Source organism: Candidatus Acidiferrales bacterium, assembly GCA_035934015.1.
In the GTDB taxonomy this organism is placed as follows: domain Bacteria; phylum Acidobacteriota; class Terriglobia; order Acidiferrales; family UBA7541; genus DAHUXN01.
In genome coordinates, this window is the sequence record DASYYH010000016.1 from 109,753 (window position 1) to 124,199 (window position 14,447).

Genomic DNA, 14,447 nt, shown 5'->3' on the forward strand with positions numbered 1-14,447 from the left:
GATTTCATAGTAGGCGCGGCGAATGTCTGTCGTCAACGCCAGAGGTCCACTTTTGCAAGAATTAGGGTTCCGCACCACGGTTGTCGTTTGTGCTTTCCGTGCGACAATGCGACGGAATGGAAACCGCCAGCATGAAGCTGCATCGGCGCCAGATTGCTTCGCTTCGCCGCAATCTTCTCGCGTGGTATCGCGCGAATCGGCGCGATTTGCCGTGGCGGCGCGGGCGCGATCCGTATCGCATCTGGCTGGCAGAAATTATGCTGCAGCAGACGCGCATCGCGGCCGTGCTGCCCTATTACGAACGGTTTCTGGAGCGATTTCCCGATGTTCGCGCGCTGGTGCAAGCGCGCGAAAGCGAGGTCCTCAAATACTGGGCGGGACTCGGCTATTACAGCCGCGCGCGGAATTTGCATCGCGCCGCGAAGAAAATCGCCAGCGACCACAAAGGGAAATTTCCCACGGCGCCGGAAGACGCTCTCGCCCTCCCTGGCATCGGCGGGTATACGGCGGCCGCAATTCTCAGCATCGCGTTCGACACTCCGCTCGCCGCGCTCGATGGCAACGTTGCTCGCGTTCTTGCGCGTCTTTTGGCTGTGCGCGGAGATTTGCGAGAGCCGGCGACATGGCGAAATCTTGCGACCGCCGCGCAAAATCTTCTGGCACCAGAATCAGCCGGCGATTGGAATCAAGCCATGATGGAGCTGGGCGAAACCGTTTGCACGCCTCGCTCACCCAATTGCGCGGCTTGTCCGATGGCGCGCTACTGCGAAGCGCACGCGCTCGGCATTACCGGCGAGATTCCCGCTGTGCGGCAGAAGCGTGGCGCGGCAAATGTGCGAATTGCCGCTGCCGTTCTGGTCGATCCCCGCGGGCGCACTTTGCTGACGAAAACTCCCGGCGCGCACGATTCGGTTTTTTTTTCACGCTTGTGGCAATTCCCCGCCGCTGAAGTCAACGGCTCGGATGATGCGATGCGCGAATTGGCGCGCCATTTGCGCGCGTCGCTCGGCCTAGGGAAGCAAGCCTTTGTCGAATTGCCTGCTGCTGCCCACACGGTTACGTATCGCAAAATCGCGCTGCTTCCGTTCCTCGCGCGCGTGCAGGATCTGCCCGAAGCTCCCGCGTGCCGAATCCTGCCTCTTCGGAATCTCGCACAGTTGCCGGTCTCCAATGCGACGCGCAAAATCGCGCACGCGGCCATCGCGGCGCTCGAGACGTAACGGGTTCGCGCCTTCTGCCAGCGCTCTTCGCTTCCCCGCTGAGCGCCAATGTTAAAATTGCGAAATGGCCAGCGCCGCCACAACCGCTCGTCCGTTTGCGTCTGAACCGCTGCCTATCATTCAGCGCTACTTCGAAGTTTCGCTTTACCTGATGGCCACAACGGGCCTGCTCGCGCTGGTGGCTACAGGGAAACTCGATCTCGTGGCTTCGATTGTCACACCGGTTGTGCTCGCTTATAAAGGCATCCGATTGTGGCGAGGCCGCGGGCCGGAGATTCCACAGCACGCAGCGACGGCTCTCGTCCTCGGTTACTTTCTTTTTTTCCCCGTGGATCTTTGGGTGGTTTCGCGGCTGATCGCCTCGGATGCACCCAATCCGATGCTCTACGCAGGATTGCTGGCTGCGATTCACCTGCTGATTTTCGCGGCCCTTTTGCGGCTGTATTCGGCACGGACATTGCGCGATCAAGTTTTTCTGGCGCTTCTTGCTTTTGCGTCGATGCTTGCTTCAGCCATCCTGACCGTGAACACGATTTTCCTCGTGGCGCTGGCGTTCTTTCTGCTGCTGGCGGTTTCGAGCTTCGTGGCGCTCGAAATCCAGCGGAGTTCCGAGGGAGCCGTATACCCTTCGCTGGAGCGCGCGAGCGACGCGGCGCGCAGTTTGCATCGCGCGCTTGGCGTTACGAGCGTCCTCGTGGCGGCGAGCGCCTTCGTTCTTGGCGGCCTGATTTTCTTCATCATCCCGCGGTTCACAGCCGGTTACATGAGCGCGCTGAACCTGCAGCCTACGCTGATGACCGGATTCACGGACAATGTCACGCTGGGGGAAATCGGCAAACTGAAGGAAAGTAGCGCGGTGGTGATGCGCATTCGCGTGGCGGGCGATGCGTCACGGGCGCAGGATGTTCACTGGCGCGGAATGATCCTCACGAATTTCGACGGCAAACGCTGGTTCACGCCCGATCGCACTTCGGTGGTCGTTACGCCTGACGCGTCCGGCAGCTATAACCTGAACGCCGCGCCCATGCCGCCCAATACTTCCTACATGCTGCGCTATACCGTCCTGATGGAGCCTCTGGCCACGGACGCGATTTTTCTCGCCGCCCATCCGGCAGCGGTCTGGGGACGATTCGGCCCGGACTTCAATCCTGCACGGCCCGGGATGCGCGGATACCTGACGGTGAGCCGCACAGGCGCGGTCCTCAATCCATTTCACAACTCCCTCAACATGCATTACGACGCCGTTTCAGAGATTCCCGATGTTGCGCCGGCGCTCTTGCGCGCCGCGACTCACGATTATCCACAGGGAATCCGCGACACGTATCTTCAGTTGCCGCAGCTCGATCCACGCATTAAGGAGCTGGCAACACAAATCACCGCGCACGATTCAACCGTTTATGACAAAGCCTCGGAGATTGCGCGCTATCTTCGCACGCGCTACGGCTACACACTCGACCTTTCGGACATGAATCAGCCCGATCCGCTCGCCTATTTTCTTTTCATCAAACGCGCAGGCCACTGCGAATATTTTGCCTCGGCGATGGTTGTGATGCTGCGGACGCTGGGAATTCCGGCGCGCTACGCGACAGGTTTTCTGCCCGGCGAATACAACGATCTGGCGCAAGACTACATTATTCGCGCGAGCGACGCGCACAGCTGGGTGGAGGTTTATTTTCCCGGATATGGCTGGATTACGTTCGATCCCACGCCACCGGGCAGCGGCAACGGCAATGGGATGTTCGCGCGCCTGGGAATGTACTGGGATTGGTTTCAGTTCAACTGGAATGAGTGGGTGATCAACTACGATTTTTCGCATCAGCTCACGCTGGGCCGCAATATTCATCAGTCGTCGCGCGCGTGGTCGGATCGCATTTCGCAGTATTACCGCGCGAAACGGCGCGCCATTCTCGATTTCCTGAAGCTGTGGCAGGCGCGCCTCTCGAATTCGCCTTATTCGCTTCCGGGCGCGCTTGTTTTCCTCGTTATTCTCCTGATTTATTTTCGCGGGCGCGCAATGGGAGGATTCGTCGCCATTCGCTGGAAATTGCGCGCACAGCGCGAAGGCAAATTGCCCGCGGAGCTCGCCGCCTTCGAATATCGCCAGATGCTTCACCTGCTCGAGCGGCGCGGGTGGCGCAAAGCAGCATCGCTTACTCCACTGGAGTTTGCCGCCTCGATTCCGGCGCCGGAATTCGCGGGCCCGGTCGCAGAGCTGACTGAAATTTATCAGTCGGCACGATTCGGCGAACATCCGGCAGATGCGAAGCGGGTTAGTTTCCTACTCGCAGCCCTAAAATCTCTGCGACGCAAATAGTGGCAGGCGGACGTCGCTTCTACTTAATCTCGAGAACTTCTTTTTCTTTTGCGGCGGATAGATCTTCGACTTTCTTGGTCTCCGCGTGGGTTAGTTTTTCCAGCTCGTCGAGCGCTCGCTTCTTGTCGTCCTCGCTGATTTTCTTTTCTTTCTCGAGCTTCTCGACATGTTCCTTGATGTCGCGGCGAATGTTGCGTACGGCGGTACGATGATCTTCGAGAACCTTGTGAATGACTTTGACCAAATCCTTGCGGCGCTCTTCGGTGAGCGAAGGAATCGGCACACGCAGCACTTTTCCGTCCGATGTCGGATTCAGTCCGAGATCAGATGTGCGAATGGCCTTGTCGATAAGCGGGACGGCCGTCGGATCCCACGGCGAAATCAGGATCATCGCGGGATCCGGAACCGATAGCGTGCCAAGCTGATTGATGGGCATCGGCGTTCCGTGATAATCGACGCGGATGTTGTCGAGCAGCGCGGTGTTCGCGCGCCCCGTGCGCACGCCGGCCAGGTTTTTGCGAAAATCCTCGACGGCTTTTTCCATGCGCACTTTTGCCTGCGCCAATGCATCTTTCGTGTTCGCGATCGTTGTCATTGAACTTGCCCCGTCCGTTTTTTTTCTTTGCTTTAATTTCCGGCAGTTACGATTGAGCCGACTTTTTCGCCCATGACGACGCGCTGCAGATTTCCGGGCACGTTCATATTGAAGACCAGGATTGGCATCTTGTTGTCCATACACAGCGAAATCGCCGTCGAGTCCATCACCGAAAGGCCCTTCTGGAGAACGTCCAAATATGTGATGCGCTCGAACCGCTTTGCTCCCGGGACTTTTTCGGGATCGGCGTCATAAACGCCGTCCACGCGCGTCGCTTTGATAATCACATCCGCCTTGATTTCCATGGCACGCAGCGCCGCGGCCGTGTCCGTCGAAAAATACGGATTGCCCGTCCCCGCGGCGAAAATCACGATGCGGTGCTTTTCCAAATGGCGCGCGGCGCGCCGGCGAATGAAAGGCTCGGCGATTTGATGCATCTCGATTGCGCTCATCAGGCGCGTGTGGCATCCGATCTTTTCGAGCGCGTCCTGCAAGGCGAGTCCGTTGATCACCGTGGCGAGCATGCCCATGTAGTCGCCCGTCGCACGGTCGATAGACATGGCCTTCTGCCGCCCGCCGCGAAAAATATTTCCGCCGCCGACCATAATTGCGACTTGCACGCCCTGGTTGCTGACTTCCTTTAACTCCAGCGCGAGAGCGGCAATCGTCTCCGGATGAATCCCTGCGCTCAGCGGCCCTTGCAACGATTCGCCGGAAAGCTTCAAGACGATGCGCTTGTAAATCGGCGTGGATGCTGATTTTTTTGCTGCCGTCTTAGCCATCTTGGTCGTCGGCATTTTGTGCGTCTTTCGTTTTCGCGCGGCTTTTTGTGACGCTTCTCGCGCCTTTCGTTCGCTCGGCATTCTAGCAGACATTTTTGTCTCGCGTACATCTGTAGCGCTACTTCACGTCAATTTTTTCCTGCTTTTGTTCCTTTGTTTTCCCGGCGATTCCCTTTCCGGAGTGACGCGCATTTTCCTCTTGCGCTTCTACAGGAGATAGAATATGCTTCCTGTCGAAGCGTAAGGGGAACGCTTTATGACCGGCAAGCGAATTGATCTTCCGCAAGGGACGCTGGATCTTTTGATTCTGCGCACGGTCGCTCTGGAGCCGCAGCACGGCTGGGCGATCTCTGAGCGTATTCATCAGATTTCGAGCAAGGTCTTGCAAGTGCAGCAGGGGTCGCTCTATCCGGCCCTGCATCGCCTGGAACGCCGCGGCTGGATCAAATCTCGCTGGGGCGCGTCAGAAAACAACCGGCGCGCGAAATATTACGAATTGACGTTCAGCGGCCGCAAGCAACTCGAAGCCGAAAAAACAGAATGGGAGAAGCTGACGGCGGCCGTCGCACAAGTTTTGGAATCGGCGTAGACGCAGCCTTCCTGACCCAAACAGGAATTGTAGCGCTGCGATTTGCTTTTGCAGGAGGAGTTATGTTGGAAGATTTGCGATTGCGTGTGCGCTCTCTTTTTCACCGCAAAGCCGTTGAAAACGATTTGAACGACGAGCTGCGCTTCCATTTCGAGCAGCAGGTCGAAAAACTCGTGCAATCCGGCTTGCCTCCTGCCGAAGCGCGCCGCCAAGCTCGGCTCGCCATCGGCACGCAGGACGAAATCCGCGAAGAGTATCGCGATTCGAGCGGCGTGCGTTTCCTTGAAACTTTGCTGCAAGACATTCGCTTCGCGCTGCGCATGATGCGCAAATCGCCAGGGTTCACGGCGGTGGCCATTCTCACTCTCGCTCTCGGCATAGGCGCCAATACTGCCATCTTCAGCGTAGTTGACTGGCTCATTCTCCGGTTGCCACCCGTCGCCAAAGCCGAGCAAATCACCACACTGGAGGCCGAGCTACTCAGCGGTTACTATAACAACGGATTTTCTTATCCCGCTTTTGAAGACATCCGCAGACAATCCACGGCGGTATTTTCCGACGTAGCTGGCGCAATGGATTTTCAGATGGATGGGTTGAGCATCGACGGCAATAACCAACCAATATGGACGAGCTACGTCTCCGGGAACTTTTTCCAAATGATGGGCCTAAAACCGGTGCTCGGAAGTTTCATCGAGCCAACGCCGGGAAAATCCGTGGATGACGAGCCTGTTCTCGTCCTCGGCTACACCTTCTGGAAAACGCATCTTGGCGGCGACTCACGCGTGATCGGCAAGAGTGTCCTGATAAACGGACACCCCGTTACGATTATTGGCGTGGCGCCGAAGGGATTTCACGGCATCGCTTCCCTTATGGATGTGCAAGGTTATCTGCCTCTCGGAATGGGGATAGTGACATCGGACGCCAAAAAAGATCTCGTCGTGGATCGGAAACCGCCAGTCCTAGCGATCTTCGCGCGGTTGAAACCGAGGCTAACAGCAAAATCAGTACAACCCGTATTGAACGTGATCGCTCAGCGGCTCTCCACGCAATACCCCGCAACCGATAAGTGCAAGTCTCTCTTTGCCAATCCGCTTGACCTGTTCAGCCCCGGCACCGACCCCTCGACATCAGGAACATTGCGTCTCGTGAGCGCGGTTTTCCTGATCCTTGCGGGGCTTGTGCTGATTCTCGCCTGTCTCAATGTCGCAAGTTTGCTAATCGCGCGGAGCTCGGCGCGAGAACGCGAAATGGCCGTTCGCGCCGCTGTGGGCGCCGGACGAGTTCGCCTGATTCGTCAGTTGTTGACGGAAAGCCTCCTCCTCGCGCTGCTCGGATGCGCTGGCGGAGTTGTCCTGGGGCTTCTCGCCAGTCGCTCGCTCGGTTCAATCAACTTAAATACCACGATTCCGTTTGTGCTGGATTTTCAATTCGACTGGCGCGTATTTGCGGACGCTTTTTGTGTCGCTTTGTTTACCGCCGCTGTCGTCGGGATCGCCCCGGCTCTGCGCGCGACACGCCGAAACTTGAACAATCTATTGCACGAAAGGGGGCGCACGGCGACGGTAGCTCGCCAGCGGACTCGCAGCGCGCTCGTTGTCGTCCAAGTGGGTGGCTCACTGATGCTGCTGATCGTAGCCGGATTGTTTGTGCGAAGTTTACGGAACGTCGAGCACGCGAATTTGGGATTCGACCCCAGCCACGTTCTCAATTTCACCATCGACGCGCACGAAGCGGGATACAACGAGGTTCAAGCGAGAGATTTTTTTCAGAACCTGCTCTCTTGCGTCCACGCTCTCCCTGGTATTGAAACAGCCAGTCTCGCGGCCACCACCCCCATGAGTTACTTCAGCTTCGGGGAAGAGCTGGCCATTGAAGGTTACCAGCCGCCCTCAAATCAACAAGCGCCGGCGGCGGGCTACAACGCTGTTTCGCCTGGATATTTCGAAACCATGCGAATTCCCATCCTAAGTGGGCGCGGCTTCCTCGATTCGGATTCCCCAACGTCGCCGCATGTTGCCGTAATCAACAAAGTGATGGCCGAAAGATACTGGCACGGCCAGAATCCAATCGGCAGGCATTTTGCGAATACTGCCGACCCAAAAAATCCGATCGAAGTTGTCGGCGTCACTGCTGATAGCACGACGACTGACATCACCAGCCCATCGGCTCCTTTCGTGTATCTCCCGCTTGCGCAGCACCTTCAGAATCAGACGCCAGTGACGTTGCAGTTGCGCACCAGCTTGCCGCTCGCGACCGCGAACCGTGAAGTTGTGGACATGATTCATTCGCTCTCTCCGGCTATGCCCGTGTCCGATGTCCAGACAATGATCGAGGCCATCGATACGTTGCACGGCCCTATGCTTTTTCAAATCGCCGCCGGGCTGGCAGCGTCGCTTGGAATTCTGGGCCTCGCGCTCGCGATCATAGGCGTTTACGGGGTTGTGTCATACGGCGCGAGCCAGCGAACGCACGAGATTGGTATCCGCATGGCTTTGGGCGCACAACGAGTGCAGATCCTGAAAATGATTTTTGGCCAGGGATTTTTTATTGTCAGCGGTGGAACCCTCCTGGGAGTCCTAGCAGCGGCCGCCATTGCCCGCCTCGTCGGTAATTTTCTGGTTGGAGTGTCTCCGCTCGACGCGATTACATACTTGGGCGCCGTTTTTATTCTCACAACCGTAGCGCTTCTCGCCTGCTATATCCCCGCGCGGCGAGCGATGAAAGTCGATCCCATGGTGGCGCTGCGCTACGAGTAGCTTCTGTTTCGCGCGTGCACGATTGCGCTGCTGCGGTTTTCACTTGTACTCATGCTGACGAGCGGCCGGTCGCGCTTCCATGTGGTATATCGGTTTGAATTTTGACTTTTTGTGCCGCGATGCAAAACTTTTAGATCGACTTCGCATTCACTCTCCGCTTGACTTTCGCCATGCATCATACTATTTTGCTCTAGGCATAGAGCGAATATACCTAGAAATTGACACTCTGAATTCGCGAAGGAGACGCTCATGGGCAATCGCCAACCCCGGGACCTTTTCCCCGGCGCTCTTGAAATGATGATCCTGCGCACGCTGAAGCGCCAACCGCTGCACGGCTATGCTCTCGTGCAGCGCATCAAGCGCGATTCCGATGACCTGCTGCAAATCGAGGAAGGCTCGCTCTATCCCGCGTTGCAACGGCTTCTCAAGGAGGGTTGCGTCGAGGCTGCGTGGGGGGTTTCCTCCACCAATCGCCGCGTGCGCATTTATAAGCTAACTCGTACTGGCGCGAAGTATCTCGAACGCCAGGTTTCGAGCTTCGAACAGATGCTCGAAGGCATTGCGCGTGTTCTCTCGCCGGTGAAATCATGAACGCCCTTCGCCGAATGTTTTCGCGTCGGCGGCTCTACTCCGATCTCTCGGCGGAGATAGCCGGACACCTGCAGGAAAAAATCGATGAGCTCGTTGCCTCCGGTATTTCGCGTGAAGAAGCCACGCGCATGGCGCGCCGCGAATTCGGAAACGTCACGCTGCTCGAAGAGCGCGGCCGGGAAGTCTGGCAGTGGCCCTCGATGGAAAGTTTCTTTGCCGACGTTCGCTTCGGGCTGCGCATGCTGCGCAAATCTCCGGGCTTCACCGTGGTCGCCGTTCTCACCCTGGCTCTCGGCATAGGCGCGAATACGGCGCTCTTTTCCGTGGTCAATGGCGTTCTGCTGAATCCTTTGCCTTACCCAAATTCCGATCGTCTGGTCACCGTTGACGCCAGCAAACCTCAGTTCAAACGCGGCTCGATTTCCTATCCCAATTTTCTCGACTGGCATCGCTTGAATCAGTGTTTCTCCTACTTCTCTGTCTCGCGAGGCACGGGTTTCATGCTTACTGGCGCTGGCGCTCCGGAAGAACTCGATGCCGTCGCGGTTACTTCCGATTTTTTCGCTATGCTGGGCGTCAAGCCTATTCTCGGCCGTTCCTTCACGCCTGAGGAAGATCAGATTGGCATGGGACACGTCGTGGCCATCAGTGCGGACTTGTGGCGACGAAAATTCAGCGCATCGCGCGACATTATTGGCAAGGAAATTTCTCTCGACGGCAAGGGTTATACCGTCGTCGGCATTTTCCCGGGCCATTTTGACTTGCCGATGTACTACTTTGGCCAAACCGACGCGTACATTCCTCTCGGCGAATTTGCCAACCCGGTGCTCTCGAATCGCGTCGCGGGCCTCGGCATCCACGGCATCGCGCGGCTCAAGCCCGGCGTCACGATCGAACAGGCGCGCGCCGACATGCAACGCGTCACGAACTATCTCGCACAAGTTTATCCGGAAGCCGACAAGGATATGGGCACCGCTCTGACTCCCCTGAAAGAGACGATCGTGGGAAAAGTGCGTGGCTTTCTTCTTCTGCTGCTGGGAGCCGTCGGATTCGTCCTGCTGATTGCCTGCGTGAACGTGGCGAACCTGCTGCTAGCTCGCGGTAACACACGCAGCCGAGAAATCGCCGTGCGCTCCGCGCTGGGCGCCGGCACTTCGCGGCTTATTCGTCAAATGCTGACGGAAAGCGTTCTCCTGGCCGCTGTAGGCGGCGCGCTCGGACTCGCGTTTGCCGCTGCAGGCACGCGCGCCACTCTCGCGGCTCTTCCCTCCACTCTTCCGCGCGCCAATGAAGTGGGCATGGACGCGCATGTGCTGTGGTTTACGATTGTCATCTCGCTGTGTGCGGGAGTTTTTTTTGGATTGCTTCCGGCCATACGCACCGCGCGCCACAGCACCTATGAAGCGCTCAAAGAAGGCGGCCGCTCCGTGAGCCCGTCGCGACGCCACGCGCAGGGCGCGCTGGTCGTTGTGCAAATGGCGCTTGCGCTCGTGCTGCTAGCGGGAGCGGGTTTGCTGATTCGCAGCCTCTCGCAACTATGGAAGATCGATCCCGGCTTCGATCCTAATCACATCATCACATTCAATCTTGCGCTTCCTCCGCAAATGAACCGCGCTTCGCCCGCGGCCATTCGCGCCGCACTTCACAATTTCGACGCGGCCATCGCCGCCGTTCCGGGCGTCGAAGGCGAATCTCTCAGCTGGGGGGCATTCCCCATGTACAGCGAGGACGATCAAAATTTCTGGCTTGCCGACCAGCCGCGTCCCGCGAGCGAAGGCCAGATGTACAACATGCTCGATTACATCGTTGGCCCGGATTACCTCGAAGTCATGCACATTCCGCTGCTGGCTGGCCGTTTTTTCACCGCCAGCGACAATGAAAACTCGAAAGCCGTCGTGGTTATCGACGAAGTCCTTGCCAAAAAATATTTTCCGAACGGAGACGCTGTAGGAAAAATCATCGATCAGGGAGATGCGACCCACACCTTTCCTTTCGAGATCGTGGGGGTAGTCGGCCACGTGAAGCAATGGGGACTGGACACCGATTCGCAAAACTCGCTGCGCGCGCAACTGTATTTTCCTTTCATGCAGCTAGGCGACAATGTGATTTCAGTGGTCCCGTCGAATTCCAACGTGATTGTGCGCGCCACGGGAGACCTCCTGGGCCTTACGGATGCGATTCGCGCGGCCAGTAATCGGCTCAGCAAAGACGAAGTTCTCACTAATTTTGAAACCATGCACGAAATCATCGAATCGTCGCTTGCTCCGCGCCGTTTTGCGATGATGCTCCTGGGAGCGTTTGCGGCGGTTGCGCTGGCTCTCGCCGGAATCGGACTTTACGGCGTCATCGCCTATGCGGTCGGCCAGCGCACGCATGAAATCGGCATTCGCATCGCACTTGGCGCGCATCCGCGAGACGTTTTTCGGCTCGTGGTTGGCCAGGGCCTGCGGCTCGCCATCGCTGGCGTTTTTATCGGCGCTGCGGCTGCGCTGATTCTCATTCGCGTGCTGTCGAGCTTCTCGCAGCTTCTTTACGGCATCGGAGGCAGCGATCCTGTGACGCTCATCGCCGTGGCCGCAGTCCTGCTCGCGGTCGCGTTTCTTGCGTGCTATATCCCGGCGCGGCGGGCGATGCGCGTTGATCCAATGGTCGCCCTGCGCTACGAATGATTCGTTGCCAATAAATCTTGCGTGAAATAAAAAACAGGCGGAGTTCCCTCCGCCTGTTTCGCAAAATTCGTCTTCTGTCTGCAAGAACCTACGACGCGACTAGCGCGCCTTCCGCGCCAGTTTCTGGTGCGGCTGGCTTAGCCTCGGACTCGCCGACCTTGAAGCGTGCGAACCGCCGGATAGCGATGTTCTCACCCAATTTGGCGACCGCCTGGTCGATCAGTTCCTTGACGGTCAGCGTCTCATCGCGGATGAAGTGCTGTTCGTAGAGGCAATTTTCCTCATAGAACTTCTCCATTTTCCCGCTGACGATTTTGTCCAGAATGTTCTCTGGCTTTCCGGTGGCGCGCGCTTGCTCGCGGAATATCTCGCGTTCGTGCTGGAGAATCTCTTCGGTCACTTCCTCGCGCTTCAGAAAGCGGGGATCGAGCGCAGCGACGTGCATCGCGATATCGTGGCACAGGCGCTGAAAATCCTCCGTACGCGCCACGAAGTCGCTCTCGCAGTTCACTTCGATAAGCACACCAATTTTTCCGCCTGCGTGGATGTAGCTCCCCACCAGACCTTCGGAGGTCGTCCGCTGGGCCTTCTTTTGCGCTGCGGCCTGCCCCTTTTTGCGCAGAATGTCGATCGCCTGCTCAATGTCGCCCTTTGCCTCAATCAACGCCGTTCGGCACGCAGCAAAGCCAACACCTGTGCGCTCGCGTAGCTCCTTTACCAATTGAGCGGGGACATTCGGCGTGCTATCTGGAGTCGCCATTTCCGTATCCTTCCGAGTAATTTCCCTTTCCCAGGGACAAATTGTGAGGTTTTACAATCCGAGGAATAAGGACTTGCTGCCCTATCGCTGATTTTCCTCACTTCCGCTATCCACCGCCGGCGCTTCTTCGGCCGGAAGCTCCATCACCGGCTCTTGATCGACGAAATCGCCTTCTTGCTTTTCGTATTGCTCATAGGCGCTTGTATCCACGTACTCGACGGCTTCCCCAGCGCCCTCCGCGCCTTCCGATGCTTTCTGTTCCTCGATTTGCGTTTGCTCGAATTGCTGGCGTCCCGCAAGCACTGCGTCGGCAATCTTCGATGTAAACAGCCGGATCGCGCGCAGCGCATCGTCGTTTCCGGGGATCACCCAGTCGACCAAATCAGGATCGCAGTTCGTGTCCACGATTGCGACCACCGGCACGCCCATTCGGCGCGCTTCTTTCACGGCGTTCACTTCCGCGTTCGGGTCGATCACGAACATCAAATCGGGCAGCGTCGCCATGTTTTCGACGCCTTCGAAATTCTGATTCAGATGCTTCAGTTCGCGATCGAGCCGCGCTGCTTCCTTCTTCGGCAGGGTCGCCATGCGTCCGTCTTCGACCATGGCCTTCAGCAGTTTCAGGCGCTTGATGGATTTCTGCAGCGTCACCCAATTCGTCAGTGTGCCGCCCAGCCAGCGCTGGTTGACGAAAAACATTCCGCAGCGCTTCGCTTCTTCGGCGATGGCTTCCTGCGCCTGGCGTTTCGTCCCCAGAAAGAGAATCGCTTTGCCTTGCGCCGCGTGGTCGCTGACTTGCCGCGCCGCGTCGCGAAACATCTTCAAGGTCTTTTGCAAATCGATGATGTGGATTCCATTGCGTTCGCCGAAAATGTACTCTTTCATTTTCGGGTTCCATCGGCGGGTCTGGTGGCCAAAGTGAACTCCGGCCTCCAGCAATTCCTTCATCGTTATTTCAACCAAAGTTCCTCCTCGTTGAATGAACGCTTCGATCCCGGCTCGCGAATCACGAAAAATTCTGCTGCCGGAACAGCGTCCTTTTTCGCCGGCACCTCGCCGGCCGCGAATTTACTTCTGTAGCTTCTACTTCATTTTCTTCCGTTGCAATGCTCCGGGCTGCCAGCTTCTTTACAGCGCCCGGATGCATTTTAACGCTTGCTGAACTGGAACCGGCGACGGGCACCCTTCTGTCCGTACTTCTTGCGTTCCTTCATGCGCGAGTCGCGCGTCAAAAATCCATTCTTCCTCAGCCCCGGGCGCAATTCAGGATTGAATCGCGCCAGTGCGCGCGAGAGCCCCATGCGCACCGCGCCGGCTTGTCCGCCGACTCCGCCGCCCTTGGTTGTTGCCTTCACTTCGAGCTGTTGCTGCGTTTCGGTGAATTTCAGCGGTTCGACAGCCGTCGTCAGCCACGCCACGTTGCGAAAATATTCTTCCACGGGCCGGCCGTTGACAGTAAATCTCCCCGAACCCATCTTGATGTATACGCGTGCGACAGCTTCGCGGCGCCGGCCGGTGCCAAAAAACTGCTGCTTCGAAGTTCCTTCCACTGCGTTAGGCGATGTCCCCAAAACTTCCTCCAGATTCCTTTGCGCGGTCCGTATTCACTCTACGACCGCAAAAGCCTTTCCTGAAAATTTACTTTGCTTCTGCCAGCGCCGCGGGCTTCTGCCCCGCGTGCCGCGCCAATTCCTTATCGCCCTTATAAACGCGCAGCATCTTCGCGCGCCGCGCCCGCAGCTTATTTTTCGGCAGCATGCCCAACACCGCTTCGCGAATCACCCAGTCGGCGCGCTCGGGCAGCAAGCGCTTCACTGCGACTTCCTTCAGTCCGCCCGGATAGCCGCTGTGCGTGCGATAAACCTTCTGATCGATCTTGTTCCCCGTGAGCCGAACCTTCTCGGCATTGATCACGATGACGTGATCGCCGCACGGCAGATGCGGCGTAAACGACGGCTTATCCTTGCCAATCAACACGCGCGCCACGCGCGACGCCAAGCGTCCCAGCGCCTGGTTCGTTGCATCGACCACGATCCAGTTCTTGCCAACGGAAAGCTCCTCCGCTTCCCGGCCCCTCGGAATATACGTGCGCATCAGCTCAGACCGCCCTTTTCCTTTATAGACAAACGTTTAAGATACGTTATCTGCGCGATTTTGTCAACGCGCGCGGG

At 57.6% G+C, this 14,447-nt stretch carries 12 protein-coding genes; 6 read left to right on the forward strand and 6 right to left on the reverse strand.

Annotated features, from left to right (window positions below; genetic code table 11):
• Nucleotides 1-131: 131 nt before the first annotated feature.
• The gene (gene mutY, locus VGR81_07750; GenBank protein ID HEV2288829.1) at nucleotides 132-1,220 is read left to right on the forward strand and encodes an A/G-specific adenine glycosylase; all 1,089 of its coding nucleotides are present in this window, start codon (nucleotides 132-134) and stop codon (nucleotides 1,218-1,220) included.
• Nucleotides 1,221-1,284: 64 nt separating this feature from the next.
• Entirely contained in the window at nucleotides 1,285-3,534 is a 2,250-nt protein-coding gene (locus VGR81_07755) for a DUF3488 and transglutaminase-like domain-containing protein (protein ID HEV2288830.1), read from the forward strand.
• A 19-nt stretch (nucleotides 3,535-3,553) separates the two neighbouring features.
• On the opposite strand, the gene frr is transcribed toward VGR81_07755, so the two are convergent.
• Together frr and pyrH are read right to left on the reverse strand one after the other, a co-directional pair.
• Nucleotides 3,554-4,129 carry a ribosome recycling factor gene (gene frr, locus VGR81_07760; protein ID HEV2288831.1) on the reverse strand — a complete coding sequence of 192 codons (576 nt, stop codon included), beginning with the start codon at nucleotides 4,127-4,129 and terminating at the stop codon, nucleotides 3,554-3,556.
• A 32-nt stretch (nucleotides 4,130-4,161) separates the two neighbouring features.
• Nucleotides 4,162-4,926: a UMP kinase gene (gene pyrH / locus VGR81_07765; protein HEV2288832.1), complete on the reverse strand. Its 765-nt coding sequence runs from the start codon at nucleotides 4,924-4,926 to the stop codon at nucleotides 4,162-4,164.
• 241 nt (nucleotides 4,927-5,167) lie between these two features.
• Here pyrH and VGR81_07770 point away from each other — a divergent pair, with 241 nt between their 5' ends.
• The 4 genes from VGR81_07770 (at nucleotide 5,168) to VGR81_07785 (ending at nucleotide 11,516) form a co-directional block, all read left to right on the forward strand.
• Nucleotides 5,168-5,500: a PadR family transcriptional regulator gene (locus VGR81_07770; protein ID HEV2288833.1), complete on the forward strand. Its 333-nt coding sequence runs from the start codon at nucleotides 5,168-5,170 to the stop codon at nucleotides 5,498-5,500.
• Between the two features lie 62 nt (nucleotides 5,501-5,562).
• A complete protein-coding gene (locus VGR81_07775) occupies nucleotides 5,563-8,256 on the forward strand; it encodes an ABC transporter permease (GenBank protein ID HEV2288834.1) in 2,694 nt (897 codons plus the stop codon).
• A 249-nt stretch (nucleotides 8,257-8,505) separates the two neighbouring features.
• Nucleotides 8,506-8,847: a PadR family transcriptional regulator gene (locus VGR81_07780; protein ID HEV2288835.1), complete on the forward strand. Its 342-nt coding sequence runs from the start codon at nucleotides 8,506-8,508 to the stop codon at nucleotides 8,845-8,847.
• Nucleotides 8,844-11,516 carry an ABC transporter permease gene (locus VGR81_07785; protein HEV2288836.1) on the forward strand — a complete coding sequence of 891 codons (2,673 nt, stop codon included), beginning with the start codon at nucleotides 8,844-8,846 and terminating at the stop codon, nucleotides 11,514-11,516. Before VGR81_07780 ends, VGR81_07785 begins: the two co-directional genes overlap by 4 nt.
• Before the next feature lie 88 nt (nucleotides 11,517-11,604).
• On the opposite strand, the gene tsf is transcribed toward VGR81_07785, so the two are convergent.
• The 4 genes from tsf to rplM form a co-directional block, all read right to left on the reverse strand.
• Nucleotides 11,605-12,276: a translation elongation factor Ts gene (gene tsf / locus VGR81_07790; protein ID HEV2288837.1), complete on the reverse strand. Its 672-nt coding sequence runs from the start codon at nucleotides 12,274-12,276 to the stop codon at nucleotides 11,605-11,607.
• An 81-nt stretch (nucleotides 12,277-12,357) separates the two neighbouring features.
• Nucleotides 12,358-13,239 carry a 30S ribosomal protein S2 gene (gene rpsB, locus VGR81_07795; GenBank protein HEV2288838.1) on the reverse strand — a complete coding sequence of 294 codons (882 nt, stop codon included), beginning with the start codon at nucleotides 13,237-13,239 and terminating at the stop codon, nucleotides 12,358-12,360.
• Nucleotides 13,240-13,424: 185 nt separating this feature from the next.
• Nucleotides 13,425-13,847, reverse strand: coding sequence for a 30S ribosomal protein S9 (gene rpsI, locus VGR81_07800; GenBank protein ID HEV2288839.1), 423 nt, complete (start codon nucleotides 13,845-13,847; stop codon nucleotides 13,425-13,427).
• A 67-nt stretch (nucleotides 13,848-13,914) separates the two neighbouring features.
• Entirely contained in the window at nucleotides 13,915-14,370 is a 456-nt protein-coding gene (gene rplM, locus VGR81_07805) for a 50S ribosomal protein L13 (GenBank protein HEV2288840.1), read from the reverse strand.
• Between the last annotated feature and the right edge of the window lie 77 nt (nucleotides 14,371-14,447).

Excerpts from the sequence above, each read along its gene's own strand:
- VGR81_07775 (HEV2288834.1), top strand. The coding sequence starts at position 5,563 with ATGTTGGAAGATTTGCGATTGCGTGTGCGCTCTCTTTTTCACCGCAAA.
- mutY (HEV2288829.1), top strand. The coding sequence starts at position 132 with ATGAAGCTGCATCGGCGCCAGATTGCTTCGCTTCGCCGCAATCTTCTC.
- tsf (HEV2288837.1), bottom strand. The coding sequence starts at position 12,276 with ATGGCGACTCCAGATAGCACGCCGAATGTCCCCGCTCAATTGGTAAAG.
- VGR81_07770 (HEV2288833.1), top strand. The coding sequence starts at position 5,168 with ATGACCGGCAAGCGAATTGATCTTCCGCAAGGGACGCTGGATCTTTTG.
- frr (HEV2288831.1), bottom strand. The coding sequence starts at position 4,129 with ATGACAACGATCGCGAACACGAAAGATGCATTGGCGCAGGCAAAAGTG.
- pyrH (HEV2288832.1), bottom strand. The coding sequence starts at position 4,926 with ATGCCGACGACCAAGATGGCTAAGACGGCAGCAAAAAAATCAGCATCC.
- VGR81_07785 (HEV2288836.1), top strand. The coding sequence starts at position 8,844 with ATGAACGCCCTTCGCCGAATGTTTTCGCGTCGGCGGCTCTACTCCGAT.
- VGR81_07780 (HEV2288835.1), top strand. The coding sequence starts at position 8,506 with ATGGGCAATCGCCAACCCCGGGACCTTTTCCCCGGCGCTCTTGAAATG.
- VGR81_07755 (HEV2288830.1), top strand. The coding sequence starts at position 1,285 with ATGGCCAGCGCCGCCACAACCGCTCGTCCGTTTGCGTCTGAACCGCTG.
- rplM (HEV2288840.1), bottom strand. The coding sequence starts at position 14,370 with ATGCGCACGTATATTCCGAGGGGCCGGGAAGCGGAGGAGCTTTCCGTT.